General features: G+C 44.7%; 22 protein-coding genes and 1 pseudogene. 16 read left to right on the forward strand and 7 right to left on the reverse strand.

Annotated elements, in window-relative coordinates; genetic code table 11:
* Positions 1-10 precede the first annotated feature (10 nt).
* The 5 genes from lacZ4 to F5613_RS04720 all read left to right on the forward strand — a co-directional run bounded on the left by lacZ4 (position 11) and on the right by F5613_RS04720 (position 10525).
* A complete protein-coding gene (lacZ4, locus tag F5613_RS04700) occupies positions 11-2050 on the forward strand; it encodes a beta-glucuronidase LacZ4 (RefSeq protein ID WP_179398855.1) in 2040 nt (679 codons plus the stop codon).
* Positions 2051-2286: 236 nt separating this feature from the next.
* Positions 2287-5478, forward strand: a complete 3192-nt coding sequence (locus tag F5613_RS04705; RefSeq protein ID WP_179398856.1) for a SusC/RagA family TonB-linked outer membrane protein — start codon at positions 2287-2289, stop codon at positions 5476-5478.
* A 12-nt stretch (positions 5479-5490) separates the two neighbouring features.
* A complete protein-coding gene (locus F5613_RS04710; protein ID WP_179398857.1) occupies positions 5491-7218 on the forward strand; it encodes a RagB/SusD family nutrient uptake outer membrane protein in 1728 nt (575 codons plus the stop codon).
* Between the two features lie 146 nt (positions 7219-7364).
* Positions 7365-9302 (forward strand): heparinase II/III domain-containing protein, encoded by a 1938-nt coding sequence (locus tag F5613_RS04715; protein ID WP_179398858.1) that lies wholly within the window; start codon positions 7365-7367, stop codon positions 9300-9302.
* Positions 9303-9349: 47 nt separating this feature from the next.
* A complete protein-coding gene (locus F5613_RS04720; RefSeq protein WP_246303356.1) occupies positions 9350-10525 on the forward strand; it encodes a glycoside hydrolase family 88 protein in 1176 nt (391 codons plus the stop codon).
* A gap of 112 nt (positions 10526-10637) precedes the next feature.
* On the opposite strand, the gene F5613_RS04725 is transcribed toward F5613_RS04720, so the two are convergent.
* Complete coding sequence (locus F5613_RS04725; protein WP_179398860.1) at positions 10638-14663, reverse strand: hybrid sensor histidine kinase/response regulator transcription factor; 4026 nt, start codon at positions 14661-14663, stop codon at positions 10638-10640.
* A 206-nt stretch (positions 14664-14869) separates the two neighbouring features.
* Between F5613_RS04725 and F5613_RS04730 the strand changes: the two genes are divergently transcribed.
* The 8 genes from F5613_RS04730 to arsA all read left to right on the forward strand — a co-directional run bounded on the left by F5613_RS04730 (position 14870) and on the right by arsA (position 20251).
* The gene (locus tag F5613_RS04730) at positions 14870-15445 is read left to right on the forward strand and encodes a Yip1 family protein (RefSeq protein ID WP_179398861.1); all 576 of its coding nucleotides are present in this window, start codon (positions 14870-14872) and stop codon (positions 15443-15445) included.
* A 62-nt stretch (positions 15446-15507) separates the two neighbouring features.
* The gene (locus tag F5613_RS04735) at positions 15508-16197 is read left to right on the forward strand and encodes a TapB family protein (protein WP_179398862.1); all 690 of its coding nucleotides are present in this window, start codon (positions 15508-15510) and stop codon (positions 16195-16197) included.
* 154 nt (positions 16198-16351) lie between these two features.
* Positions 16352-16678 (forward strand): ArsR/SmtB family transcription factor, encoded by a 327-nt coding sequence (locus F5613_RS04740; protein WP_179398863.1) that lies wholly within the window; start codon positions 16352-16354, stop codon positions 16676-16678.
* Between the two features lie 82 nt (positions 16679-16760).
* Entirely contained in the window at positions 16761-16994 is a 234-nt protein-coding gene (locus tag F5613_RS04745; RefSeq protein ID WP_068185976.1) for a thioredoxin family protein, read from the forward strand.
* 10 nt (positions 16995-17004) lie between these two features.
* Positions 17005-17442 carry a nitrophenyl compound nitroreductase subunit ArsF family protein gene (locus F5613_RS04750; RefSeq protein WP_179398864.1) on the forward strand — a complete coding sequence of 146 codons (438 nt, stop codon included), beginning with the start codon at positions 17005-17007 and terminating at the stop codon, positions 17440-17442.
* A gap of 6 nt (positions 17443-17448) precedes the next feature.
* Positions 17449-18156 (forward strand): aromatic aminobenezylarsenical efflux permease ArsG family transporter, encoded by a 708-nt coding sequence (locus F5613_RS04755; protein WP_179398865.1) that lies wholly within the window; start codon positions 17449-17451, stop codon positions 18154-18156.
* A gap of 30 nt (positions 18157-18186) precedes the next feature.
* Positions 18187-18513 (forward strand): arsenite efflux transporter metallochaperone ArsD, encoded by a 327-nt coding sequence (gene arsD, locus F5613_RS04760; protein ID WP_068185969.1) that lies wholly within the window; start codon positions 18187-18189, stop codon positions 18511-18513.
* Between the two features lie 25 nt (positions 18514-18538).
* On the forward strand, positions 18539-20251 hold the full coding sequence (gene arsA / locus F5613_RS04765; protein ID WP_179398866.1) for an arsenical pump-driving ATPase: 1713 nt from the start codon (positions 18539-18541) through the stop codon (positions 20249-20251).
* Positions 20252-20431: 180 nt separating this feature from the next.
* Here the strand turns inward: arsA and F5613_RS04770 are convergent, their stop codons facing one another.
* The 6 genes and pseudogenes from F5613_RS04770 to F5613_RS04790 form a co-directional block, all read right to left on the reverse strand.
* The gene (locus F5613_RS04770) at positions 20432-21208 is read right to left on the reverse strand and encodes an ABC transporter permease (RefSeq protein ID WP_179398867.1); all 777 of its coding nucleotides are present in this window, start codon (positions 21206-21208) and stop codon (positions 20432-20434) included.
* Position 21209: 1 nt separating this feature from the next.
* Positions 21210-22103: an ABC transporter ATP-binding protein gene (locus F5613_RS04775; RefSeq protein WP_179398868.1), complete on the reverse strand. Its 894-nt coding sequence runs from the start codon at positions 22101-22103 to the stop codon at positions 21210-21212.
* A 163-nt stretch (positions 22104-22266) separates the two neighbouring features.
* Positions 22267-22416, reverse strand: a pseudogene (locus F5613_RS16675) (IS256 family transposase); the annotation flags it as partial.
* A gap of 154 nt (positions 22417-22570) precedes the next feature.
* Positions 22571-22981, reverse strand: a complete 411-nt coding sequence (locus F5613_RS04780; protein WP_179398869.1) for a hypothetical protein — start codon at positions 22979-22981, stop codon at positions 22571-22573.
* Positions 22982-23014: 33 nt separating this feature from the next.
* Positions 23015-23485, reverse strand: a complete 471-nt coding sequence (locus tag F5613_RS04785; RefSeq protein WP_179398870.1) for a glucosaminidase domain-containing protein — start codon at positions 23483-23485, stop codon at positions 23015-23017.
* 85 nt (positions 23486-23570) lie between these two features.
* Positions 23571-24008: an HU family DNA-binding protein gene (locus F5613_RS04790; protein ID WP_068178817.1), complete on the reverse strand. Its 438-nt coding sequence runs from the start codon at positions 24006-24008 to the stop codon at positions 23571-23573.
* Between the two features lie 271 nt (positions 24009-24279).
* Here F5613_RS04790 and F5613_RS04795 point away from each other — a divergent pair, with 271 nt between their 5' ends.
* The 3 genes from F5613_RS04795 to F5613_RS04805 all read left to right on the forward strand — a co-directional run bounded on the left by F5613_RS04795 (position 24280) and on the right by F5613_RS04805 (position 26175).
* Positions 24280-24498: a DUF4248 domain-containing protein gene (locus F5613_RS04795; RefSeq protein WP_068178820.1), complete on the forward strand. Its 219-nt coding sequence runs from the start codon at positions 24280-24282 to the stop codon at positions 24496-24498.
* A gap of 187 nt (positions 24499-24685) precedes the next feature.
* Positions 24686-25234, forward strand: coding sequence for a hypothetical protein (locus F5613_RS04800; RefSeq protein ID WP_179398871.1), 549 nt, complete (start codon positions 24686-24688; stop codon positions 25232-25234).
* 380 nt (positions 25235-25614) lie between these two features.
* Entirely contained in the window at positions 25615-26175 is a 561-nt protein-coding gene (locus tag F5613_RS04805) for a hypothetical protein (RefSeq protein ID WP_068185927.1), read from the forward strand.
* Positions 26176-26274: the final 99 nt, after the last annotated feature.

The raw sequence follows: 26274 nt of genomic DNA on the forward strand, positions 1-26274 counted from the left end.
AAAAGAGATCATGAAAAACGCCGTGGTGCTTTTTGCACTTTTATTGCTATGCAGTTCTGCCTATGCCGGACGCAGCGTATTGTCTTTAAACGACAACTGGAAGTTCCGTTTCTCTCACCAGGTTCAGTTTAAAAGTGAACATCGCGTGGACTTACCTCATACATGGAATGCCACCGATGCTTTGTCGGGGAAACAGGATTACCTGCGTACGACCGGAAACTATGAGAAAAGTCTGTTTATACGTCCCGAATGGAAGGGTAAACGAATTTACCTTCGCTTCGAAGGGGTAAATACGGTGACCAACCTATTGGTAAACGACCGGCATGTGGGTGAACACCGGGGTGGATACGGGGCTTTCGTTTTTGATATAACCGATTTCATCACATACAATCAGGACAACAAACTATTGGTTAAAGTAAGCAATGCCCTTACGCAGGATGTTATGCCTCTGGTGGGCGACTTTAATATCTACGGGGGCATCTACCGGGATGTAAACCTTATTGTAGCAGATCCGGTTTCCATCTCTCTTACCGATTATGCCTCTCCGGGAGTATACCTGCAACAGCAGAAAGTAAGCAGGCAGCAGGCGGATATCCGGGCTAAGGTGATGTTATCCAATCATAGTGCAGAGGCTGTTCCGGCAGAGGTGAAGATCAATGTGTGGGACGGAGAGCGTCTGGTGCTTACCGAGTCGCTTAAGACCAATCTGGCTGTGGGCGAAAATCAGGCGGTAACGGTTCCTTTTACGATTTCAAATCCCCGTTTGTGGAATGGCCGTACGGATCCGTTTATGTATAAGGCGGAAGTTGTGCTGGTTGCCGGGGGAATAGAAGCCGACAAGGTGGTGCAGCCTCTGGGGGTACGGTACTACCGGGTGGATTCCGACAATGGGTTCTTTCTGAATGATAATTACCTGAAGCTTCAGGGTGTGTGCAGACACCAGGATCGTGCCGAACGGGGCAGCGCGCTTATGCGTGAGCATCACGACGAGGATGCCGCCATTATGATGGAGATGGGTGCCAATGCAGTACGTTTGGCTCACTATCCGCAGGCCTCCTATTTTTATGATCTGATGGACAAAGGGGGAATTGTGGTATGGGCGGAGATTCCTTTTATCGGACCGGGCGGTTATCAGGACAGAGGTTTTATCAATCTTCCTTCGTTCAAGGCAAATGGGATAGAACAGCTTCGCGAATTGATCCGTCAGCATTACAATCATCCCTCCATCTGTTTCTGGGGTTTGTTTAACGAACTAAAAACACTGGGTGACAGTCCGGTTCCATACATAAAAGAGCTAAACGAGATTGCCCATGCCGAAGACCCTACCCGCCCCACTACATCGGCCTCTTTTCTGGAAGACGGCAACGAGATCAGTAAAATAACAGACCTGATTGCCTGGAACAAATATTACGGATGGTATGGAGGATCGGCAGCCGACTTAGCCAAGTGGGCCGATCAGATTCACCGGAACTATCCTTCATACAAATTAGGCATAAGCGAATACGGGGCAGGCGCCAGCATCTATCACCAGCAGGATTCTTTAAAACCGGGTGATCCGTCCAGCTGGTGGCATCCCGAAAACTGGCAAACCCACTACCATATGGAGAACTGGAAAGCTATATCCGAACGTCCGTTTATATGGGGATCGTTTATATGGAATCTATTCGACTTCGGAGCAGCGCACCGTACCGAAGGAGACCGCCCGGGGATAAATGACAAGGGGTTGGTTACATTCGACCGTAAAGTAAAGAAAGATGCTTTCTATTTCTACAAAGCCAACTGGAATAAAAAAGACAAATTCATCTACATAGCAAACCGCCGGTGCGTTGACCGTGAAGAAGAGACCGACATCCTTGTCTTCGCCAACATCCGCGAGGCCGAACTGCTGGTAAACGGACAAAGCATGGGTAAACAGGTAACGGATAAGCAGGCCACTATCTGCTGGAGAAACGTTAAATTACGTAAAGGAGCTAATGAGGTTGAAGTACGAAGCACCAACAGAAAGGATACATTATCCGACAAAGTCACCTTGATAAGCAAACACTTATAATACAGCGTTAATACATCGGTATTGGACAATTTTGACACTTATTTCAGACTAATTTGTATGTTTCGACCAGACACTAACCTCTACTTTTGTCAACATCTTTTAAAGAAATATTTGTTAAATCATTTAATACTTACAAACATCAGCATGAAAACATGACCTCCCTTAGAAAGTCGGAATGGACTTTATAAAACGCGACTAAATTTATATTATTAAACCAACAATAGTCTATTGTTATTATGATGAACAATTTAAATTATTTTAATCTCAAAAAAACGGTGTTTGTAAGTGCCATCGCACTTTTCACTCCCGTTGGAATCGCTCAGGCCGGAGCAACAGAATCGGGTCTGGTTCCTTCCAAAGAAAGTGTATACAGTTCTTCTCCTCAACAGGCAAAATCTACCATTACAGGTACGGTAACCGACCCGTCTGGTTTAGCCATTATTGGAGCCAACGTAGTAGAAAAAGGCACAAGCAATGGTACCATCACTGATCTGGACGGAAACTTCTCACTCAGCGTTTCATCAAATTCAGTACTGGTAATCACTTACATCGGATACACAGAACAACAGATACCGGTTGGTAATCAGAAAAATTTCACCATTAAGCTGAAGGAGGACTCCAAAAATCTGGAAGAGGTGGTTGTGGTTGCCTACGGATCGCAAAAGAAGGTAAATCTTACCGGATCGGTAGCGGCTGTAAATATGGACGATCTGACCGACGGACGTCCTATCACTAACATCTCCAACGGTCTTGCCGGTATGGCGGCAGGGGTACAGGTTACCTCGTCCAGCAACCGTCCCGGAAACGACAATTCATCCATCCTGGTTCGTGGTCAGGGTACGCTTAACAACTCCGCTCCATTGGTTATTATCGATGGTACCGAAGGTAATATAAACAGCGTAAACCCTCAGGATATTGAGAGCCTCTCTGTATTAAAGGACGCGGCTTCGGCAGCAATCTACGGTTCGCGTGCCGCCAACGGGGTAATCCTTATCACCACCAAGCAAGGTAAGAAAGGGGCCCTGAAGATGGAATACAACGGCTATGTTTCGTTCGAATCCATCGGCAAGACACTCAAATCGGTAAGCAATTACGCCAACTACATGGAGCTGGTAAACGAAGGATATAAAAATTCGAATCAGCCCATTCCTTTCAAGCAGGAAAGCATTGATTTGTGGAGAAGCAACGAAGGAGGCGATCAGCTGCTTTACCCCAATACGGATTGGATTGATGCTACATTCAGCACCTCTGTCTCCACCAATCATACTATTTCTATGAGCGGAGGTTCAGAAAAGATACGTTTTTATACCGCTTTCGGATATATGGATGATCCGGGTGTAATGGATAATTCGGGATACGAGAAGTTCAACCTTCGTGCCAATGTGGAAGCCGACGTAAAATCGTGGTTGAAACTGGGTACTAATTTAAGCGGATATGTTGCCAGAACCGAACCGGGAACAGATAAAATCTCGGATGTGTTCACCTACGGTAGTGCCACCACTCCTGGGATGGTATTCAGGGCTCCCGACGGACGTTACGGTGCCATGAACAACCTGGAAGACGATGCTCAGTCGGCCAACAACAACCCGTTGTACCGTTTGAACTCCATCACAGGAAATTACCAGAAAAGAAATACAAAAGCCCGTATGTTCGGTACGCTGACTCCCCTAAAAGGGTTTTCGCTGACGGGTTCTTATTCCTACGAGATGGTGGACGAGCAACAGGAGAGCAAACCGGTGTTCATCGATTTGTGGAACTTCCAGAACAATACCATCACCAAAGCCGGTACTGGCCGTACTTCGGTAACCAACAAGAACATCAAACAGGAAAGAAACTTTATGGATGTGGTTGCCCGCTACGAAAACAGATTTATGGATAAGCTGGATCTGAATGTAATGGCCGGAGCCAGTCAGGAGCAATACGGATGGCAGTGGTTCAATGCAACCAAACTGGACCTTGTGGATCCGGGATTGGGCGTAATCAATGGTGCTGTGGGTGACGCTTCGGCGGGAGGTACCCGTGTGGAATGGGCCATGCGTTCATATTTTGGCCGTATCAACCTGGGTTGGGCGGATAAGTATCTTCTCGAACTTAATATGCGTGCCGACGGTTCTTCCAGATTCCTGCCGGATCAGCGCTGGGGTTATTTCCCATCGGTTTCTGCAGCATGGCGTATCGACCAGGAAGGTTTTATGAAAGAGCTTACCTCCACCTGGCTGGATAACCTCAAACTGCGCGTGTCTTACGGTTCACTGGGTAACAATGCCGTAGGTGGAAGCGACCAGAATGCAGGTAACTACAGTGCTTTGTCTACTTACTCGGTTACAAACTACATTCTGAATAATGCACTTGCCATGGGTGTATCGCAGACGGCTATCGCCAATGCAGCTCTTACGTGGGAGTCTACCAAGATTATGGATATCGGTGTTGACTTTGGGTTCCTGAATGGCCGGATGAGCGGTACACTGGATTATTTCCACAAAAAGACCGACGGTATCCTTATCGACCTTCCTGCTCCTGCAGTACATGGTAATGCCTCTATCCCCAAACAGAACAGCGCGATCGTAGTTAACAAAGGTCTTGAATTAACATTGGGCTGGAGAGACAAGATAGGTGATTTCTCTTACGGTATAAACGGGAATGTTACTTGGTTGAAGAACGAAGTAACCAAGTTTAAGGGCGACGATTACTCATTGTCAGGATCCAGCATGATCAAGGAGGGTTTACCCATCAATACGCAGTATGTGCTGACAGTTGACCGCATTGTGCAGACCGACGAGGATGCTGCCTATGTACAAAAGATTGTGGATAATGCTCCGCTGGATGAACTTACAGGCAAACAGAAGAATCCGTTCGCTGCCTACGGAAAACCGGAAAAGGGAGATGTACTGTATAAAGACCTCAACAACGACGGTTTGATTAATGACGACGACCGCACCACCATCGGTAACGGTCCGAATCCCGACTTTACCTACGGTTTGAATCTTACTGCAGCTTACAAGGGAATAGACTTCTCTGTACTGTTCCAGGGAGTAAGCGGCATCCAAATGCTATACCGCGATACCTATTACACGCCAACCGTACGTTTGGGCTATCAGATAAATCAGGATATTGTGGACGGAAGATGGACCGAAGGCCGTACAGACGCAACCTTCCCCCGTTTGTTGCATTACTCCAATTCTCGTAACACTCAAAACAGCGACTTGTGGATACAGGACAAATCATACCTCAAGATCAAAAACATCCAGTTGGGTTACACCCTTCCTAAAAGCTGGTTAAGCAGACTTGATATCGAGCGGGTACGTATCTACGGTAGTTTGGAGAACTTCTTCACCTTTACAGATTACAAAGGAATGGACCCGGAAGTTTCAAACACAAACTATCCAACTATGAAGCAGGCTGTTATTGGATTAAATTTATCATTTTAAGAGGAAACAATTATGAAAAGATATAAAGAAATATTGGTGTCGATGGCATCGCTACTATTACTTGGCGGATGTTATGATTTGGATAGATATCCATACGACCAGGTGAGTTCGGGTACTTTCTGGAAAACCGAGAGTCAGGCTAAACAAGGTATGATGGGTGTATACAATGTGATGAAAAGTGAGAATGCCTTCGGTACGGTATATGGCCTCGACTGCCTTTCAGATTTAGGAGTTGGGTACGACGATCCGGGGTATGTAAACGTGTACCTTGGAACCTACACCGCCAGAACGGGACAGATCGTGAACCGCTGGCAGACCCTGTACGACGGCGTGGTAAGAGCCAATACCGTGATTCAGAACATCGCCAGTGTAGAAACAACAGACGATATCAAGAATCAATACATTGCTGAAGCTAAATTCATGCGTGCGTTGTACTACTCTACCTTGATGAACTTCTTCGGCGGTGTGCCATTGTACGACGAAACACTTATTGTAGATAAGGACTTCAACAACATGATGGAGCCACGTGCCACACTGGAAGCTACCCGCAATTTTATTCTGGCAGACCTGGATGCAGCCATTGCTTCGTTGCCGGTTAAATGGGATAATTCCAATTACGGCAGAGCCACCAAAGGGGCTGCCTATGCATTGAAAGGAAAGGTTTTACTGTTCGACAAGCAATATGCTGCGTCTGCTGCAAACTTCGAAGAGATTGTAAACGACCCTACGGGCAAAGGATACGGCTATGCCTTGTATGCAAGCTATGAAGATCTGTTTAAACCAACGGGCGACCAGAGCAGCGAGATGATCTTTGCCATCCAGAATTCGGGTGGAGTTGGTCTGGATTACGGTATGCCTATGACTTTCTATATGGGTTCACGCTCCTCTTTTGGCAGTTGCTGGAATAACGTGATGGCTTCTACCGACCTGGCGGATATGTACGAATACAAAGACGGACGCCCTTTCAACTGGAACGAGATTGTTCCCGGATTCAACGAAAGCGCTACCGTAAAGGATAAAACATTCCGTGCAACTTTGTCGGCCGACAAGAAAACGGTGGTTGCCTATCCCCAGAGCAAGGAGTTGTTGCTTGAAATGTACAAACAACGCGACCCACGTATGAACATCAGTCTTATCCTGCCGTATACCAACTACAAAGGCTGGGTGTCTAACGCCCGTAAGGACTGCGAATTTGTGGTTGCTGTAGGTACAAACGAATCCAATGGATTTATCCGCAACAACAAACAATGGGATTCGTATCTGTGGCGTAAGTTCGTTGCAGAGTACAATATGGACGGCGGTATAAACAACCGTGCCCACACGCCCATCAACTTCCCGCTTATCCGTTATGCAGACGTGTTGCTGATGTTGGCCGAATGTTATAACGAAACAGGCAAACAAGCCGAAGCCGTAGCTCTGATCAACCAGGTTCGTCAGCGTCCTTCCGTTAACCTGGCAGCCCTCAACAGCGGTCCGTCCTGGTTGGAAGCCAGAACCAAAGAGCAGGTATTCCAACGCATCAAACAAGAACGTGCCGTTGAACTTGCCGGAGAAGGACACCGTTTCGACGATCTGCGCCGCTGGGGATTATTGATGACGCTTTCAAACAAAGAAGAGTACGGATTTACAGGTAAACGATATTTCACAAGAGTAGTTACCGAACGTGATTATCTATGGCCTATACCGGCAACTGAAATTGAAAAGAATGAAGCACTCACACAAAATCCGGGTTGGGATTGATCTGATGTAGTAACATAATGGATAACACTTAAAATAATAGAAGGGCAGACCTCACTTTTGTCTGCCCTTTTTGATTATCTTAGATGCAGGATTAGTTTCATATGCTTACATGACACAAACATGCAAACCACATTATAATATTGAATATGAATACATTACTTAAAATCTTCACATGCTGCCTCCTCGCCATCGTATGCCTTCCGGGGTTTGCCTATACGGAGCGTAACTTATTACAGAAAGAGGGCGATCTGGACAAAGTAAAGGCCTCGCTGGTCATGGATCAGAAATGGGTTCCCTACCCTGCCTATGCCGACAGAGCCGGATGGGATAAGTTGCTGGGATCCAACAAAGATGCTATAATCGCCCGGGGAGAGAAACTGCTCGACTATCAATGGCAGGTGGTTAAGGCAACCGATTACCTCGAGTACGAAAGGAGCGGCAACCGAAAGATCATGGAAGATCCATTTGGAAAAAATAACGGAGCCATCGCCGATTTAATGATGGCCGAGCTGGCAGAAGGAAAAGGACGCTTTATCGATCAGCTGATAAACGGTGTTTTCCAATCCTGCGAAATGACATCCTGGGTACTGTCGGCCCACCTCGGATCGCAGGGAGCACAGTTGTCTCATCGTTCGCTGCCCGACTACAAAGAACATATAATCGACCTTACTGCAGGCGATATGGGCTCTTTGCTGTCGTGGACCTATTACTTCTTTAACAAGGAATTCGACAAGGTGGATCCGGTTATCTCCCAGCGTCTGCGCAAGGAGCTGCAGGAGCGCATCCTGGATACCTATATGAATGTGGACCGTTTCTGGTGGATGGCGTTCAACCTGCAGCCGGGCGGTATGGTAAACAACTGGAATCCCTGGTGTAACTTCAATGCGCTGCAATGCTTCATGCTGCTGGAAAACGACAAGGACGTATTGGCCAAAGCGGTGTGGCGCAGTATGACGTCGGTAGATAAGTTTATCAATTACACCCACGAAGACGGAGCCTGCGAAGAGGGTCCCTCCTACTGGGGGCACGCAGCCGGTAAGATGTACGACTACCTGCAGATGCTGTACGACGGCACCGGAGGTAAAATATCTATTTTCGACCAACCCATGATAAAGAATATGGGCGAGTACATTGTACGCTCGTACGTCGGCAACGGATGGGTGGTTAACTTTGCAGACGCTTCGGCCAAAGGCGGAGGCGATGCACAAATAATCTACCGCTACGGAAAAGCGGTGAACAGCCCGCTGATGAAGCAATACGCCGCCTTCCTTCAAAAACAGGGAAGCAGCAGCTTATCTTCCGGTCGGGATATCTTCCGCACCTTGCAAAGTGTTCTGTATGCAAACGAAATGGCGCAGGAAAAGGCCAGTTATCAGGTTCCTGCCTACACCTGGTATCCCGAAACCGAATTCTGCTACATGAGCAATAAGAAAGGGCTCTTCTTTGCATCCAAGGGAGGATACAACAACGAAAGTCATAATCACAACGATGCGGGCACATTCTCGTTGTACCAGAACACCACTCCTGTCTTTATCGATGCAGGTGTGGGCACCTACACCCGTCAGACCTTCAGCAGCGAGCGGTACTCCATCTGGACCATGCAAAGCAACTACCATAACCTGCCGATGATCAACGGAGTGCCTCAATCCTTCGGCGCACAGTACAAAGCAACCCGGGTGCAATTCAACCCCCGTAAGAACACCTTCTCGGCAGATATCGCTTCGGCCTACCCGTCGCAAAGCGAGGTAAAATCGTGGGTAAGATCTTACACCCTGTCGGATGCCGGCTTACGAATCGAAGATGCCTTTACATTAAACAAGATAGTCGCCCCTAATCAGGTCAACTTCTTAACCTGGGGAAATGTCGACCTGTCGGCTCCGGGCGAGGTACTTATCAACGTGAATGGCGAAAAGATGAAACTGGTATACGACAAACAGGCATTCTCTGCTGCGAAAGAGGTTATCGAACTTACGGATCCCAGATTATCTAATGTATGGGGAAAGGAAATCTACCGTATCTCGCTGAATGCCAAAAACAGCTCCCTGAAAGGAAAGTATGTCTTTACCATTCAACCCGTAAAATAACAAAACACAAATTTGAATACATGAAACAAACGATTGCACTTGCATGCATGGCTTTGCTCTCTGCCTGCGTAGGAACAAAGCCTGCTAAAACTAATTTCCTGGACGAAAACATTGCTTTTGTCCACGCCCAGATAGGTAACGAAATCAAAACCATCGAAGCAAGCGGAAAGATTCTGAATCCGGTGACCATCAAACCGGACAGCTCGGTATTTTATTGTAACTTTTCCGACTGGAGAAGCGGTTTCTTCCCCGGTTCGGTATGGTACCTGTACGAGCTGACAGGAGATACCGCCCTGCTGCCATTGGCAAAGAAATATACGATGGCCATCGAGGAGGCCAAGAACCTTACCTGGCATCACGATGTGGGATTTATCGTTGAATGCAGCTTTGGAAACGGACTCCGCCTCACGGGCGATTCTGTATACAAAGAGGTGGTTATCCAGGCAGCCCGTTCGCTGTCTACCCGCTTCCGCGAAGTACCGGGTATCATCCAGTCGTGGAATGTGGAACGCGGTTGGCAATCGGAACGCGGTTGGCAGTGCCCGGTTATTGTGGACAACCTGATGAATCTGGAGCTGTTGTTTAATGCCACCCGGCTTACCGGCGACTCCACCTTTTACAAGATTGCCGTTTCACATGCCGACCGTACCATGGCTGAGCAATTCAGACCGGACGGAAGTTGCTACCATGTGATTGATTATGACATGAAGACCGGAGCAGTAAGAAACCGTCACACCGCACAGGGATATTCGCACGAATCGGCCTGGAGCCGGGGACAAGCCTGGGCAATCTACGGATATACGGTATGCTATCGCGAGACTGGCGACCGTAAATACATAGACCAGGCCATCAAGACCTTCAACTTCATGAAGAATCACAAAAGCATGCCCAAAGATCTTATTCCCTACTGGGACATGGATGCACCGGGCATTCCCAACGAACCGAGAGACGCCTCTTCGGCTTCGTGCATCGCCTCGGCCTTGTACGAAATCAGTACGATGGATGTAGATAACGCCGCTTCCTACAAGAGCTATGCCGATAGTATTATGACCTCTCTGGCTTCGCCTGCCTACCGGGCGGTATTGGGCGAAAACAAAAACTTTGTGCTGATGCACTCCGTTGGAAGTATCCCCCACAACTCGGAGATAGACGTTCCATTAAATTACGCCGATTACTATTTTATTGAAGCCCTTAAACGCAAAAAGGACTTATCAAACCAATAAAATAAGACTACTTACTAACAAACCGATTCCAAAAGTAAGGGTGCCCCAACAAACCGGGGCACCCTTTTTATTTCAACCTGTACAGGCAGGTCTGTATGGTTTCAAGCAATTATTACTGCTTGTCTTCCTTCTTTCTGTAATCGGCCGGGGTAATATTGAACTGGGCCTTAAAGCAACGGCTGAAGTACCGCGGAGAACCAAATCCCAGCTGGTCGGATATCTCGGCAATCTGCATATCCGGATTACTCTTCAGCATCTGCGCCGCCCGTTTCAATTTGTAATTCAGCACAAAGTCGTTGGGAGTCATCCCCGTCAGCGCCTTGAACTTGGCAAACAACGAACTGCGGCTTAAGCCCAGCTCCTTGGCCAGCAGATTCATATCAAACTCCATGTTATCAATGTTATCCGATATAATCTGACTCACCGTATCCAGAAAACGCTGGTCAATGGGATTGTTGGCAAGCTCCATTGTTTCGAAATTCTGCTGTCTGGTAAACTTCTTCTGAAGTATGATACGGTTCCGCACCAGGTTGTTGCACCGTGCCACCAGCACCTTCGCATTGAAAGGCTTACCAATGTAATCGTCGGCGCCCCGCTGCAACCCCTCTATACTTTGATCCGAGGTAGTAAGCGCTGTAAGCAGCACCACCGGAATATGGCAAAGGTCAAAGTTGTTTTTAATCCTCACGCACATCTCCGTACCGGTCATCTCCGGCATCATGATATCACTCAGCACAATATCCGGTTTCTCATCCATAGCCATCTGCAACCCCTCCTTGCCGTTGCGGGCCACCACAACGCGGTACAAACCGGTAAACAACGACGTAAGTATCTGCAACAGCTCATCGTTATCCTCCACAATCAACATCGTGCGAAGCTCACCGTCGGCTTCATCGGATTGGCCGGCAGCCGTAAGATCGTCCGCCAAAGCCTCCCGGTCCCATACAACCGGAGCCGGCTGGGTAACCTGGTCCCTTGCATCCGTCGAAATCTCATTATCGGAAAAATGATCCGCCCCCTTGGGCAACCTCACAATAAAGATGCTTCCGTAGCCCGGTCTGCTCTCGGCCGTCACCACTCCATGATGCAATTCGATGATACTCTTTGCCAATGAAAGTCCGATTCCCGTTCCGGGTGAAGTCTTGGCCTCGTACCTTCCGCTTTCACTCTGGTAAAAGCGGTCGAATATCCTGGACAACTCCTCTTTGTTTATCCCCACCCCGCTGTCTATCACCTTCACAACGATCTCGCCGTCGGTCTCCTCCATCACCACCTCGATGGTACCATTCTGTTTTGTAAACTTAAACGCATTGTTAAGCAGGTTGTAGAACACCTTTTGCAGTTGGTTGGCGTCGTACCAGCACAGGATGGAATCGGCGGGCGACTGAAAACGATAATCAATATTTTTCTTAACGGCATACTCGTTAAACGACAGATATATATCCTTTACAAAACCCACCAGATTCTGTTCGGAAACCTTCAACGTGATATGCCCCAGCTCCAGTTTGCGGAAATCCAGCAGTTCGCTGATAAGCGAGAGCATCTGGCTCGCATTCTTATAGATCTTAAGAAGTTTGCCGTAAACCGTAGGCGCCAGGCTGCCTCCCTGCAGAAGTAATTCAATCTGAGCGATAATCAACGTAAGCGGCGTACGGAACTCGTGGGAAATATTGGAGAAAAACTGAAGCTTGGCCTGGTTAAGCTCCTCAATCCGGTCCTTCTCCTTTCGTTCATAATCGAGGGAGGTGCGCAACACCAGCTGCGCATGTTTAAAGCGGTAGAAAACAATCAGAACAGCCGCTATCAGCAACAGATACAGTGTATAGGCCAGCGGAGTAGCGTAGAAAGGCGACTTTACGATAATCTCCATTTCGATGGACTTTGGCAACACCGACGGATCGTACTCCTTCTCGCGTACATGCAAAACGTACCGGCCGGGAGCTAAGTTCGTGTAGGTAATCTCTCGGTTGGTATTGGCAATCCATTGATCGCTGTTGCCCTCCAGGCGATACTCGTAGGTAGCCCTGTTGAGCGTACTGATGTAATTATTAGAGGCAAACGTAATGGTAACGTTGTTCTGGTTATGCTTGAGCACAATCTTTTTAAGGTAGGGAAAAGACTCGTGGATGGATTTGATTTTACCCAAAGGGTGAATCAGCTCATTATTAACGTATAACTCCGAAAAGTACAACCGATAGTCTTTGGAAGCCGCAAACAACGCCTCCTCATAAAAAGAGGTAGCTCCGTCGGTTCCACCAACAAACACCTCGTCGTTGCGGCACACCAGCATACCACATCCGTCGTTTATGGCAGAGATGGGAAGCGCCGTACCCAGTTCGGCCGCCCTCAGCGTTTTACGTTCAGGATAAAGGAACGACAGCCCTTTATCGCCCGAGATAATCAGGTAGCCCTGGTTGGACTGCACAATGTCGTAACAATAATTACTCTGCAGCAGGTCGTTATCGGTCGCGTATCGCGTAAAGGTATCGGTTTCCCGGTTCAGAGAAAAAACCCCTCCTCCGTGCGTACCGAAAAACATACGCCCGTTACGATCTACAAACACCTTGGTAATACCAAAGCGCCCCAGTCCCTTCTCGTTGTTCCGATAGACGGTCTGATCCTGCTCGTTCTTCAGATTAATACGCTGTATTCCTGCAGACTGGCCTATCCATATATTATCCTTACCGTCTATGGCAAAAGTTATTCCGTTGTAGTTTACGTCCGAATCAAACAGGGAAGTCAGCTCCTCCGTATCCAGATTCATTTTTAAAATCCCTTTACGGGTAAGCATAATAAGGTATGTATCATTGTAAAGAGCCACCTGGTTCACAACATTTCCCGCCTTTTCGCGAAATACAGCACTTACTTCGTTCAGGTTACGGAAGGTTCTTTTAGTGATATCGTACACAGACAGACCTCCGGTATGCGTACCGATATACAATTTATTACGCCCGGCACTATAACAGATGCTTTTTAAATTATTGTGGGCGATACTGTTTTCACCCTCATCCGCCTTGTAATAGGTGAACCGCTTGGTTTTACGGTCAAAGAAGTTCAACCCGCCCCCTTCGGTGCACATCCATATATTATCATCCTTATCTTCCACCATGTGTCCCACAAACTGGTAACTCAAACAATCGTTACGAGAGGCATCGGCCGAATAATAGGTAAATAAATCCGTTTCCGGATTAAAATAGTGAACCCCGCCATAGTAGGTACCTATCCATAAAGTACCCTGCACATCCTTATAGGTGGCAAATACCGAAGCATGGGTAAGACTGCCCGGCAGATCGTCTCGGGTGTAGACCGTCATTTTATTTGTCCGCGGATTGTACTTATTCAGGCCCGTAAAGGTACCTATCCAGAGGTTTCCGTAATTATCTTCGGCAAAGCTCCGTATGTGGTTGCTGGTTATACTGTTGGGGTTATGAGCCTCGTGCATAAACTTGCGTATATCCCCCGCCTTATCCCGGCAATACATACCGTTCTCGCGCGTGGCAATCCACAAATTGGCCTTGGAATCTTCAAATATCTCATAGATATCTTCGTTGGGTATCACACACTTTAGCTGCCTGTTTTTACCAACCAGGTAAAGCCCTTTTAGCGTACCCAGCCAAAGCTGTTTGTTTGAATCCACAAATATATCCTGTACATAATTCCCTTCCAGTTTCAGTACAAAGTCGGCCTTCCCCGTCTCCGGTCTCCATATATAAAGCGAATCGGAAGCACTGAACCACACCTTATTATCCTGGTAAGCAACTGTACGCACCCCCTTCTCTGCAAGCCGGTAGAATTTATCCTCCTTAAAATCATAGCGCAGCAAGGCACCGTCCGAAACAATGTATAGACTCCCCTTCTTGTCGCCGTCGATGGGAAAATTACTATTACCCAGATAGCTGGAATTAAGCTGGTTGAAGGGATCATCCGTAGCTGCGGGTTTGAAGGAAAAGGTACGATTGCCATTAAACATGCTGAGCCCCTCCTGGGTACCGAACCACATCCGTCCCAGCTCGTCCTGATAGATAGACATCACAGAAAGTTGAGACAGGCCCTCTTTCATTCCTATATGCTTGAAGAAGACAGGAAACAACGGGCAGGCAATCAATAGCAGACAGAAGGTTACAAACAATTTCTTCATGTAGAATGTTAAAATAATAAAATGCAAAGATAGGTAAAAATCTCATTAAATATTCTATATTTGCATTATTCAGACCTGTATTCATACCCGTAACCGGGGCTCCTTATCTACACATTAAAGCCACAAGTAGAAAATGTGTTTACAACCTGCTTCCACACCTCATTTATACATTTATTTAGTTATCTACACCTTAAAAACATTCGGTTATGAACATCTATCAACGCGCAAAAAACCTGCTGCTGGCACCTGCCAAAGAGTGGCAATCCATTGATGAAGAAGATGTAAACAGCAGTCACGTGCTCACCTACCTGCTTGTGCTCGCATTAATCCCTGCAGTTGCAGGCTTTATCGGAATGGGCTTTATCGGATTAAATGTATTCGGCATCCATTCCGGCTCCATAGGCTGGGGCTTCAGACATGCCATCTCCTCCTACCTCGGTATAGTTGGCGGAGCCTATATCTCTGCTTTTGTAATCGACTTTCTGGCAGACAAGTTTCAGGCCACCAGCAGCTTCAACGTAGCCTTTAAAGTAGTGGCCTATTCGTACACCCCCATGTGTGTGGCAGGTGTGTTTTACCTTATTCCCTCGCTCTCGTTTCTGGTTCCCCTTGCCGGGCTGTACGGACTTTACATATTGTACACCGGGATGAAGCCCATGCTAAAAGTTCCGGAAGATAAGATGATGGGCTACTTCATTGTATGCCTGCTATCCATTATTGTTGTCTCGATGGTTGTGGGAGCCATCTTCGGAGCCATATTTATCAACTCCGTTTACTTTTAAGAATCACATAAGCAACTGATATTCAAAAACAAATTAGTACAACCCGATTAAAATTTACTCGTATGAAGAAGATTACACTCATCATTCTTATTATGCTTTCCGTAACCGGATTACAAGCGCAGAACATCTTTTTCCCAACCAAGGTAGGCTCCGTACAAACCTATGCGACACTCAACAACAAAGGCAAGGTGGAAGGGTATGTAAGGCAGACCATAACAGACATCAAAGGCGGCGGCAACGACATGACCATCAGCTACCTGAGCGAAATAATAGACAAAGAGAACAAGGATGGCGAGGCCAAGATGTCTATTCCGCTAACCATCCATATAAAGGACGGAATTATGTATTTCGATTTAAATTCGATGATGCCTGCTCAGAAGGATCAGCCCCAGATGGGTGAACTTAAGATGGAGATAACAGGAGCTCCCACCGAAATACCCACCAACCTGCAGGTAGGTCAGACCCTGAAGGATGCCAATATGGTGATGAGTATGAATATGGGATTCATTAAAATGAAAACCGAGGTAAACCTTACCAACGGCAAATGCCTGGCCATAGAAGACGTAACCGTACCCGCCGGCACCTATAAATCCCATAAAGTGACGCAGACCGCCCAGGCCACCGTGATGAAGATAAAATCGACCACCACCACCGTCACCTGGTATGCCCCCGGAGTTGGTACTGTAAAAAGCGAAACTTACGACAAAGACAACAAGCTGCAAAGCAGCATGGAACTGGTTGCCTCTAAGTAAAGCTTCTCTACCATATCCAAAGTTATCCCAATTACTCTCCAAAAGCAAAAGGAAAGCAATTGGGATTTTTTTATAAAAAATAATCATATTTATTTTGTCACCTCAGACAATGTTCGTAGTTTCGCGAACATCAAACAAAAGGGGGAAATAGATAGTGGATACAAAACAGTATACTCAAGAGCAGGAAGAGATAGCCCGCTTTGCAAAAGCATTGGGACATCCGGCACGAATGGCGATACTTTATTTTTTAGCAAGACAGGAAAGTTGCTACTTTGGAGATATTCACGAAGAATTGCCAATAGCAAAAGCAACGGTTTCGCAACACCTCAAAGAGCTGAAAGAGGTGGGACTTATACAGGGTGAAATAGAAACGCCGAAAGTAAAGTATTGCATCAATCGCGAGAAATGGGAACTTGCCCGTAACTTATTTGCCGGATTTTTCGGTGAATGTAAGTGCAAAGATATTTCGTGCTGTGATTAATACAGCACTTTTTTTTAGAGACAAAGTTCGTTGTTCTACGAACTACAATCAATCATATTGTTAATCACAAAACTATTTAAGAATGGAAATTAAAGTATTGGGTACAGGTTGCCCCAGTTGCAAAACTCTATTTGAAACGACTCAGCAAGCCATTGCCGAATTAGGAAGCGATGCCACGCTGACCAAAGAAGAAGATTTGCTTAAAATCATCGAATATAACATTTTAGGCCTTCCGGCATTAGTAATAGACGGAACAGTTGTTTCGGCAGGTAAACGGTTATCGCTGGCAGAAATAAAAGAATTACTTACTAAATAATCTCCCTTCCATGAAAAATTTATTCTATACTTTAATTGCAGCGATTCTTTTAATATCCTGCAGCAATGGCGCAGAAAAGAAAACAGAAACAGCAAGTACCGACGTAAAGCAGGCCGACCGGATAGAAGTGCTTTATTTTCACGGAGCTCAGCGGTGTGTAACCTGCAAAGCTATCGAAGCAAATACGAAAGCACTATTAGACAGTCTGTATTCAACTGAAATTGCATCAGGAAAGATTGTATATAAGATAATAGATATATCTCAAAAAGAGAATGAAAAGGTTGCTGACAAGTACGAAGTAACATGGTCTTCACTGTTTGTAAACCGATGGAAAAATGGAACCGAGGAGGTCAATAACATGACCGAGTTTGGCTTTGCCAATGCAAAAAGCGACCCCGACAGTTTTAAAAACGGCATCAAAAGCAAGATTGACGAATTACTAAAATAAAATGCAATGAACTTTCTTCAATCGATACTAGAGAACAGTTCCGTTCCCGTTATTACGGCATTCATACTGGGGTTATTAACCGCCGTAAGTCCCTGTCCCCTGGCCACGAATATTACGGCGATAGGATTTATCGGTAAGGATATTGAAAACCGTCACCGTATATTTATAAACGGGTTGCTTTACACTTTAGGAAGAGTCGTAACCTATACGGTGCTTGGCTTCATCCTTATACCGATCCTCCGTGAGGGCGCAAGCATGTTTGCGGTACAAAAGGCTGTTAGCAAATACGGGGAGATACTGATTGCTCCGCTATTAATCGTAATCGGTATTTATATGCTCGATCTAATTAAATTGAACATACCTAAAATCAGCATTAACGGAGAATACGTAAAGAAAAGAACAAAGGGTAGCTGGGGAGCCCTGTTTCTGGGGATTCTATTCTCCCTTGCCTTTTGTCCTTCCAGCGGAATATTCTTTTTCGGAATGCTGATACCGCTATCGGCGGCAGAAGCAGGCGGTTACCTGTTGCCAGTGGTATATGCGATCGCAACCGGACTGCCGGTCATTCTGGTAGCCTGGGTGCTGGCCTATAGCGTAGCCGGACTGGGAAAGTTTTATAACCGGATACAGGTATTTGAAAAATGGTTTCGTAAGATAGTAGCCATCCTATTCATCGCGGTGGGGATCTATTACGCGGTCATGTTTTATCTATAGAAATTAGTAACAATCAAATTATAAATAATGATGAAAAAGATTGAAATTTTTGATCCTGCGATGTGTTGTCCCACAGGATTATGTGGTACAAATATCAGTACGGAATTAATGCGTATTGCTGTCGTGATTGAAACATTAAAAAAACAAGGAATTACGGTAACCCGGCATAACCTGCGGGACGAACCTCAGGTATATGTTACGAATCAGGTTGTAAACGATTACCTCCAGAAGTACGGAGCCGAAGCGTTACCCATCACCCTGGTGGATGGCGAGGTGGCTGTATCTAAAACCTACCCCACCACCAGGCAAATGAGCGAATGGAGTGGAGTGAACCTGGAATTCATTCCCGTAAAATAAAACAATCAAAAAAGTATACATCACAATGAAAGCCTTTGATATATCAAATATAGAACTTACAAAATACCTCTTTTTTACTGGAAAAGGCGGGGTTGGTAAAACATCTATCGCATGTGCAACCGCAGTGGGACTGGCAGATAAGGGCAAGAAAATACTTCTTATCAGTACAGACCCCGCTTCCAACCTGCAGGATGTTTTCAATCAGCCGCTTAACGGACACGGTTCTGCCATTGCAGATGTGCCGGGACTTACGGTGGTTAATCTGGATCCCGAGCAGGCAGCTGCAGAGTACAGAGAACGGGTGATCGCTCCATTCAAGGGAAAACTCCCCGCAAGTGTTATTCAGAACATGGAAGAGCAGCTTTCTGGTTCATGCACGGTGGAAATTGCGGCTTTTAATGAGTTCTCGGACTTCATTACAGACATCCAGAAACAGGATGAATACGACCATATCATCTTCGATACAGCACCAACGGGGCATACCCTCCGGATGCTGCAACTTCCTTCGGCCTGGAGTACCTTTATCAGCGAAAGCACCCACGGAGCCTCCTGTTTAGGTCAGTTGTCGGGATTGGAAGAACGAAAAGAGATCTATAAAAAAGCGGTAGCAACGCTTTCAAATGCCCAAACTACCCAGCTTGTATTGGTTAGCCGCCCGGAAGCCGCCCCTCTTAACGAAGCCGCCCGCTCCTCTCACGAATTGTTATTATTGGGCATCAGAAACCAGCTTCTGATAATAAACGGGGTACTGCAACAATTGGATAAAAGCGATGCAATATCCAACCAGCTGCACGAAAGACAGCAGCATGCCTTGCAGAACATGCCGCAGGAACTATCCAACTACCCGCTATATACGATCCCTTTGCGGTCGTACAATTTATCGAGTATTGCAAACATACGCCGTATGCTGTACAGCGACAGCCTTATTGGTGAAGCAAACTATAATCCCATCGCCCAGCCCCGGGGAGTGGATCAACTGGTAAACGACCTGTACACCTCCGGTAAAAGGGTTATTTTCACCATGGGAAAAGGAGGTGTGGGCAAAACCACACTGGCCACCGATATAGCTCTTAAATTAACCGCCCTGGGTGCCAAGGTACATTTAACCACCACCGACCCGGCAAATCATATAAACTACGACCTTGCCGTTAAGGCTGGTATCACGGTAAGCCGCATCGACGAAGCCGAAGTTTTAGAGAAATACAAAAACGAAGTCCGCAGCAAAGCGGCCGAAGCTATGACTGCCGCCGATATGGAATATATCGAAGAAGACCTGCGCTCGCCCTGTACACAGGAAATCGCTGTATTCAAAGCCTTTGCCGAAATAGTGGATAAAGCCGACAATGAAATCGTTGTGATAGATACCGCCCCAACAGGACATACTTTATTGCTTCTGGATGCCACTCAGAGCTACCATAAGGAGGTGGAGCGCACCCAGGGAGAAGTTACCGGAGCCGTAGCCAATCTATTACCCCGTTTACGTAATCCTAAAGAGACCGAGGTAGTGATTGTAACATTGCCCGAAGCAACTCCGGTATTTGAAGCAGAGCGTTTGCAGATGGACCTGCAACGTGCCGGAATCAATAACAAATGGTGGGTGGTGAATGCCTGTCTGGCATTAACAGACACACAGAATTCGTTCCTGAAGGCAAAAGCACAAAATGAGTTGGTGTGGATACAGAAAGTCGACCAGCTTTCGCAGGGCAACACTGCCCTGATAGCATGGAGGAATGTGTAAGAACATCTACATATAAAGCAGATTAATCCTGAATTAAATTGCATTAATACCAATTCCTTTCCTTATTCGTTCGGAAAGAAATTGGTATTTTTGCCTTGTAAAACAATATAGGCAACGAAACTAGATGTTGTGCTGCTGTTTTAAAAAGGTTGACACGTTACTCGTTATTTTTTCGAATGTTTATATTCTTTTTTTGCATAGAGAGATAAACTTCAAATACGCAAATGTTATAAAAACAAATATATAAGTAACATTAATAATCTCTACTTTACCAAGTAAGTCTGTACTCCCATATTGATACTTATTCATTAAATCAAATAAAGAAAAATATGGAATAAATACTACAAATTCTGCTCTTTGAGAAATCAGGGATAGAACAACCCCAACTCCTGCGATACAAATTGGAATAACAAAGGTTTTAAACGATGTACTTACCAACAATTGTAAACTTGCAATTGAAAGCGTAGCAATAAACAGGCGGATAAAAAATATAAAATTCGCAAAGCTATAATCATAACTATTAAAGGGGTATATCGAATATACGTTTTCTAATATGAAAGCAGAGAGGAGCAACAATAAATAAGAAATCATTGCCGACATAAATGACATCATTATTATATATAACACTTTAGCTCCAAAAATATTTGATGTATTTACCGGAAGGGTGAATAATTTCTTTAAATAATCGTTTTTATATTCAATATCAAACAAAGAAAAACAAAAAATAGATATAACTATAGGATACAATAACGTATAAAAAGCCCATATATACCGTTGAAGAATAAAAACCCACGGATTTACGGTGCAGACTTCTGTTAAGTTCGTAGAATCGTACATTATATATACATCTACGAAACTAAAAACCGCAATCGGGAATAAAAGCATAAAATATAATCCGAGTTCTCGTTTACTCTTAAAGATTTCACCTTTGAATAATCTGTATAAAGATGTTTTCATATTATCGTTTTGTCAAATTCAAGTATATTTCTTCCAAATCCTTATCAACACTATCAAACTTCTGTATTTTAACCCCTTCATTATCCAACTTATTCATGAAATCTTTTTGCTCCCCCTTATTTAGGGTAATCAAAATATTGTTCTGCTCAATGGCATTAATTAATATCTTTGACTCCATACAAATTTGTTGAATTTTTAATATATCATTCGACTGAATATTGATTTCAACTGAAACATTATTCATAAGTTCTACTAAAGTTCCTTGGTAACACAATCTTCCATCATGCAATATACCCACATGTGTACATGTTTTCTGTATTTCACTTAAAATATGACTAGATAACAATATTGTTTTTCCCTCCTTTTTCAAATCTATTATTAATTCTCTTATCTCATAAACACCTTCAGGGTCTAATCCATTCAATGGTTCATCCAAAATTAAGGTATTTGGGTCGTATAATAATGCCATTGCAATACCTAAACGCTGTTTCATCCCTGATGAATACCTCTTCACCATTTTATCTTTATCCCCCATAAGATTCACCTTTTGCAATACATCATAAATTTTTTGACTATTGCATCCGTAAATATTCTTCAAATATAGAAGATTCTCATATCCAGTTAGATTTCCATAATATGCTGGAGATTCAACCAGACTTCCTACCATACTAAGTATTTCTCTTTTATGCGAGTTTAATTCTAAACCATTGTGATAAATAGTGTTTTGCAAAGCAGGTAATAAGCCTAACAATAATTTGATTGTTGTACTTTTACCAGCACCATTTTTACCTAAATAGCCATATATGCTACCAGTTGGAATTTTCAAGTCAAGGCTCTCTAGAAGGGGTTTCTTTTTGTAATTAAATGATAGATCCTTTGTTTCTATTGCATACATAATATCAGATTATAGGTATTATACGATATAAATTTTCATTCTAAACTCATCGCCATGAGGAACGCCCAGCGGCATGGCTCGGGAGCATCCGTCCCGACGAGCGACAAATCTATAATATTTTAAATCGTTCACCAAATTTAATGGTTAATTATTGAGCTGTCGTACCCCGATTAGATTGAACTGGCTTCTGTATCTTACCAATACGACTATTCTCAAAATTTCGTTCCTCTTCTGTTATAGGAGCTTCCATCTTTCCTTCCAATGCTGCATTAAGAATACTGTTTAGCAAAGGAGCCAAAGCTCCGTCCTTGCCCTACAAAGACTTACCTGATTTTACCCAACGCTTTTTCTGTAATAAAATTCTTATTTACAGCATCATCTATTTATTTATCGTCTATCATAACTGACATCTTGCTTTTAGTGATTTAAAAAACCATCAACCTAGATGAAGGTTGATGGTATGAAGCCTAAACCAATAACTTATACAGGTAACTGGTTCCGGCAACTGCTATCAGACACCAACCAAGCAGGTTGGCGGCTCCGGTGGCGGGGGTGGTTCCGTCGGCCCTTTCGTTGGGCATATTACCGGGGCGCTGCCTTTGACCGTACTGTCCGGAATCACCCGGTTGGCTATAGGGATTGGATTGACAGGAGTTTCCACATTGCTCGGAGGCGCTGTGGTATCCGGAGGCGGGCGCTGACTGAGGGTTACAATTACACCCAGGGCAGCCAGGGCAATCTCCTTTTCTTCCATTACAAGAGCCAGGAGGATAAGGATCTTCAGGAACGTGAGGGTGGACTTTTTGCTGTTTCCTTTTCCGAAAAAAGCAGCTTGCCACTACCAAAATAAATTCAATGATCTGTTTTACTTGTTTCATCTTTCTGTTTGTTTTAAGGGGTTGTGTTGAGAATCAATCTTTATGTTCCGGAAACTGCAATGCTATCAGCCTTTCCATATCGGCGGAAATCCGTATTAGCATCCGTTTGTAATTCTGGCGGTTGTCGCCGTTTACCTCGCTGATGTATCGGCTGTAGGCTATCTCCTGGGCATAGGCGGCAGGTACATTGCTTACGTTTGCGGCAACGGTATACGAGCTTCGTATGAGTCGGCAAAAATCGAAGAAGCTATCCCTTGCCGAAGCATAACTGCGAAACAGCAATCCCGTTTCGTTGAGCCGTATTTTTTCGCCTGCCCAATAATCGGTTGGACCACCGTAGCCGGTTATTCCAAAAAAGGAATTATAATCTTTGGATAATCTGCTTTCTGCCCATCCGCTTTCGATGGCAGCCTGGGCAAGCACCACTACCGGATTGATATTAAATAGTTTCCCCGCCGCCTGGGCCAGGGGATAAAATTGCTGTACAAAAATCTCTTTTATCATGTGTTGGAATTGAAGGTTTGTATTGAGTTTTCAAGATAAAAAGCCACACCCCGGAGGAACTAAACCTCCGGGAGGGGCCTTGGGGTTAGTACACGTGCTCTTTATCGCACTTTTCTTCTACGGTTATCGTTTTAACCACCTGCTTTTCGAACTTTGCGTTATTGATGATATAACGCAACTTTGCGCCCGGACGGAACACGATCTTAGGTCTCTTGAACATCACAGAGGAAAAATCCTCCTCCGTATCTGCTCCCCCGCTACCGGCCAGCATCTGAAAATTTCCCAGATCCTGAAGTTGGACCACATAGCCTTCCGCCAGTCTGGAAGCCAGGGTATGGGTGGTGGCATCCAGCACCGCTTTTACATCCGCACTGGAGGCCGTACAGTAATCGCCCACTGCCTCGCAGAATTTATCGAAATCCATTTTCATACTCGCCTTGGTCTGACCGTAAAATAGTTTACTGTCTGCCGCAGCATTCTTTCTCATATCCTTCCGTCGTACAACGGTAAATTGTAAAGCCATCGTTAAATTGTTTTTAATTGTTTATAAATAAATGCTTTGCTGATCAACAGTACAAATATACCACCCCCCGAAATCTCAAATCCACTTGTGTACACTTGTGTCCACCTATGTCCACTTAAGTAGAGATAAGTATAGATATGTCCACTTTGCATATGCTTTACAGCATACCTAATTATAGATATTTACGTCCCTAAAAGTTGCAAATACCAACTTATAAATGTATCTTTGATAATAGATATAAAATATTATTAATCTTATTTTTTAATCTTAAATGAAAGTGTTCACTATTAAAAGTTATGGTTTCGGGGAGCTATCTTCCCTGTTTTCGCCCGATATAAACATGGCCTCGGCCTCCAAACAACTTAAACGCTGGATTACCGGCAATCCCAAACTCCTCCACCTCCTCCAACAGGAAGGATGGGAAAAAGGACACAAACGGTTAACCCCCAAAATGGTGCAACACATCGTTTCCGTACTGGGAGAACCCTGAAAAAACCAAGGCTTCCACACTGTCCTAAATAAGCTTATTTGAACTTCAAAATAAGCTTATTTCAACACTCAAATAAACTTATCTGAGTCTTAAAATCAATTGATTTCAAGACAGGGAAACCTTGTGCTTTTTTTTGAAAATAAACTTATAAAATATGCTTTTACAAACGTATAAACTAATTCAAATTATGAACGAATTAAAGAAGAAAAGGTCTCGATTTAAAGAGTTGATCGAGACCTATTGCGGAGCCAACCCTTACAACTTCGAGCTGTTTTTAGCCAATGTAAGGAAGGATGAATATGCGCTCTCTATCATCCTCGAAATTATGGAATACATAAACGATCCCGCCTATTTTAACAACAAGGAACAGATTGTTTTTAAGAACAAATTCAAAAGCTATTTCCTCCCCAGGTTGCATACCATGCATAAGGAGTGGGACAAGAATTACCATTACGAGAATTTCATGCTCGAACTGAATGAGCATAGCTGCCGCAAAAATCGTGATGAGAAAAACAGGTTGCTGGCCAGAGAGTTCTTTTTAGTAATTGTGGGGCTTAGTATGGCACGAATCATAAAATTTAGCTCCAAAAGGCATTTCCTGAAGTGCATCGGTAAGCTGCTAAAAATAAATTACAGGCTTCAAAGTATACAAAATGAGTATAATTTGACTGATAAATTTGCCGTAATAAACGCGTATGAGTCTGTAATAAAGAAGATTAAGGAACACAGTCAATGATCGAAAGATTAATAAAACCGTCAAAAAAGTATACTTTGACCTTCCAAAAACATGTCGTATCATTGCAGCCGAAAGCAATTTCAAGCAATGAACGAAACAAATCTCCTCCGCTTGCGGAAGCGATTTAACCAAAGCCCGGTCGGAGGGCAAAACAAATCCGGAAAGACAATAGCGATTGTCTGAAGCATTCTCAGTAATGGAAAGTCTTTGAATTCCGGTTTTTTTTAAAAGAGTATTTGAATATGCATAATATATTTAAGAAGAGTTGGACATAGAGTTGGACATTTTGAAGCCAAAACCCGCATCAATTCAGGGTAGTAGGCGACATTTGAGTTGGACATTCAAACAAAACATAATTAATTAACTAACAAATCGATACAATGAATAAGTTTTTTGCCATGGAGAATTTACTGAAAAGCGGGTTTTACAACATACCCCGGGTAATCGTGGATAACGAGCAGAGCAGCTGTAAAAAGACAGCCCTCAGAGCCAGGATCCTCAGTTACTTCTACCAAAAAGTCTACTTTGCCAAAGGCGATGTAGTTCTGGATGGACGGATCTACACCTGCTTCAGGGGAGAGCTGATTGTTAATCAGGATGAACTGGCTGTCCGTTTTGAAACAGGCCGCAGACAGTGGACCCGCATCATGGCAGAGTTTACAAGAGAAAACATCATCCGCACCGAACAGGTAAGAGGCGGCACCCGCATCACTCTGGTAGCTTACGACTGCATTGTGGGTAAGAAAAGTGCCCAGTACAAGCAAACCAACGGAGGTGATAAAGCAGCAGAAGATGCAGCTCCCAAAGCTAAAAAGCCTAAACTGGGTGTGATGGTAGAAAATTACTACCCCGAGCACCACGTAAAGGGTTGCGACATTCCCCCGCTTGAGATTGATTTGGAGAAATTACGGGCCCTTAAAAAAAGGGATGAAGAGAGGTAGAAAGCAAACAAAAAACCATCTTCAGATAGTCATCTACACAATAACATTGGGAAGGTAAAAATAAAAAAATCACAGGAAAACACGAAAGGCAAGTTGGCG

The organism is Macellibacteroides fermentans, assembly GCF_013409575.1.
GTDB lineage: Bacteria > Bacteroidota > Bacteroidia > Bacteroidales > Tannerellaceae > Macellibacteroides > Macellibacteroides fermentans.

Excerpts from the sequence above, each read along its gene's own strand:
- F5613_RS04800 (WP_179398871.1), top strand. The coding sequence starts at position 24,686 with ATGAACGAATTAAAGAAGAAAAGGTCTCGATTTAAAGAGTTGATCGAG.
- F5613_RS04730 (WP_179398861.1), top strand. The coding sequence starts at position 14,870 with ATGAACATCTATCAACGCGCAAAAAACCTGCTGCTGGCACCTGCCAAA.
- F5613_RS04795 (WP_068178820.1), top strand. The coding sequence starts at position 24,280 with ATGAAAGTGTTCACTATTAAAAGTTATGGTTTCGGGGAGCTATCTTCC.
- F5613_RS04705 (WP_179398856.1), top strand. The coding sequence starts at position 2,287 with ATGATGAACAATTTAAATTATTTTAATCTCAAAAAAACGGTGTTTGTA.
- F5613_RS04750 (WP_179398864.1), top strand. The coding sequence starts at position 17,005 with ATGAAAAATTTATTCTATACTTTAATTGCAGCGATTCTTTTAATATCC.
- F5613_RS04745 (WP_068185976.1), top strand. The coding sequence starts at position 16,761 with ATGGAAATTAAAGTATTGGGTACAGGTTGCCCCAGTTGCAAAACTCTA.
- arsA (WP_179398866.1), top strand. The coding sequence starts at position 18,539 with ATGAAAGCCTTTGATATATCAAATATAGAACTTACAAAATACCTCTTT.
- arsD (WP_068185969.1), top strand. The coding sequence starts at position 18,187 with ATGAAAAAGATTGAAATTTTTGATCCTGCGATGTGTTGTCCCACAGGA.
- F5613_RS04755 (WP_179398865.1), top strand. The coding sequence starts at position 17,449 with ATGAACTTTCTTCAATCGATACTAGAGAACAGTTCCGTTCCCGTTATT.
- F5613_RS04805 (WP_068185927.1), top strand. The coding sequence starts at position 25,615 with ATGAATAAGTTTTTTGCCATGGAGAATTTACTGAAAAGCGGGTTTTAC.
- F5613_RS04775 (WP_179398868.1), bottom strand. The coding sequence starts at position 22,103 with ATGTATGCAATAGAAACAAAGGATCTATCATTTAATTACAAAAAGAAA.
- F5613_RS04720 (WP_246303356.1), top strand. The coding sequence starts at position 9,350 with ATGGCTTTGCTCTCTGCCTGCGTAGGAACAAAGCCTGCTAAAACTAAT.
- F5613_RS04735 (WP_179398862.1), top strand. The coding sequence starts at position 15,508 with ATGAAGAAGATTACACTCATCATTCTTATTATGCTTTCCGTAACCGGA.
- F5613_RS04715 (WP_179398858.1), top strand. The coding sequence starts at position 7,365 with ATGAATACATTACTTAAAATCTTCACATGCTGCCTCCTCGCCATCGTA.
- F5613_RS04710 (WP_179398857.1), top strand. The coding sequence starts at position 5,491 with ATGAAAAGATATAAAGAAATATTGGTGTCGATGGCATCGCTACTATTA.
- F5613_RS04790 (WP_068178817.1), bottom strand. The coding sequence starts at position 24,008 with ATGGCTTTACAATTTACCGTTGTACGACGGAAGGATATGAGAAAGAAT.
- F5613_RS04770 (WP_179398867.1), bottom strand. The coding sequence starts at position 21,208 with ATGAAAACATCTTTATACAGATTATTCAAAGGTGAAATCTTTAAGAGT.
- lacZ4 (WP_179398855.1), top strand. The coding sequence starts at position 11 with ATGAAAAACGCCGTGGTGCTTTTTGCACTTTTATTGCTATGCAGTTCT.
- F5613_RS04780 (WP_179398869.1), bottom strand. The coding sequence starts at position 22,981 with ATGAAACAAGTAAAACAGATCATTGAATTTATTTTGGTAGTGGCAAGC.
- F5613_RS04725 (WP_179398860.1), bottom strand. The coding sequence starts at position 14,663 with ATGAAGAAATTGTTTGTAACCTTCTGTCTGCTATTGATTGCCTGCCCG.
- F5613_RS04785 (WP_179398870.1), bottom strand. The coding sequence starts at position 23,485 with ATGATAAAAGAGATTTTTGTACAGCAATTTTATCCCCTGGCCCAGGCG.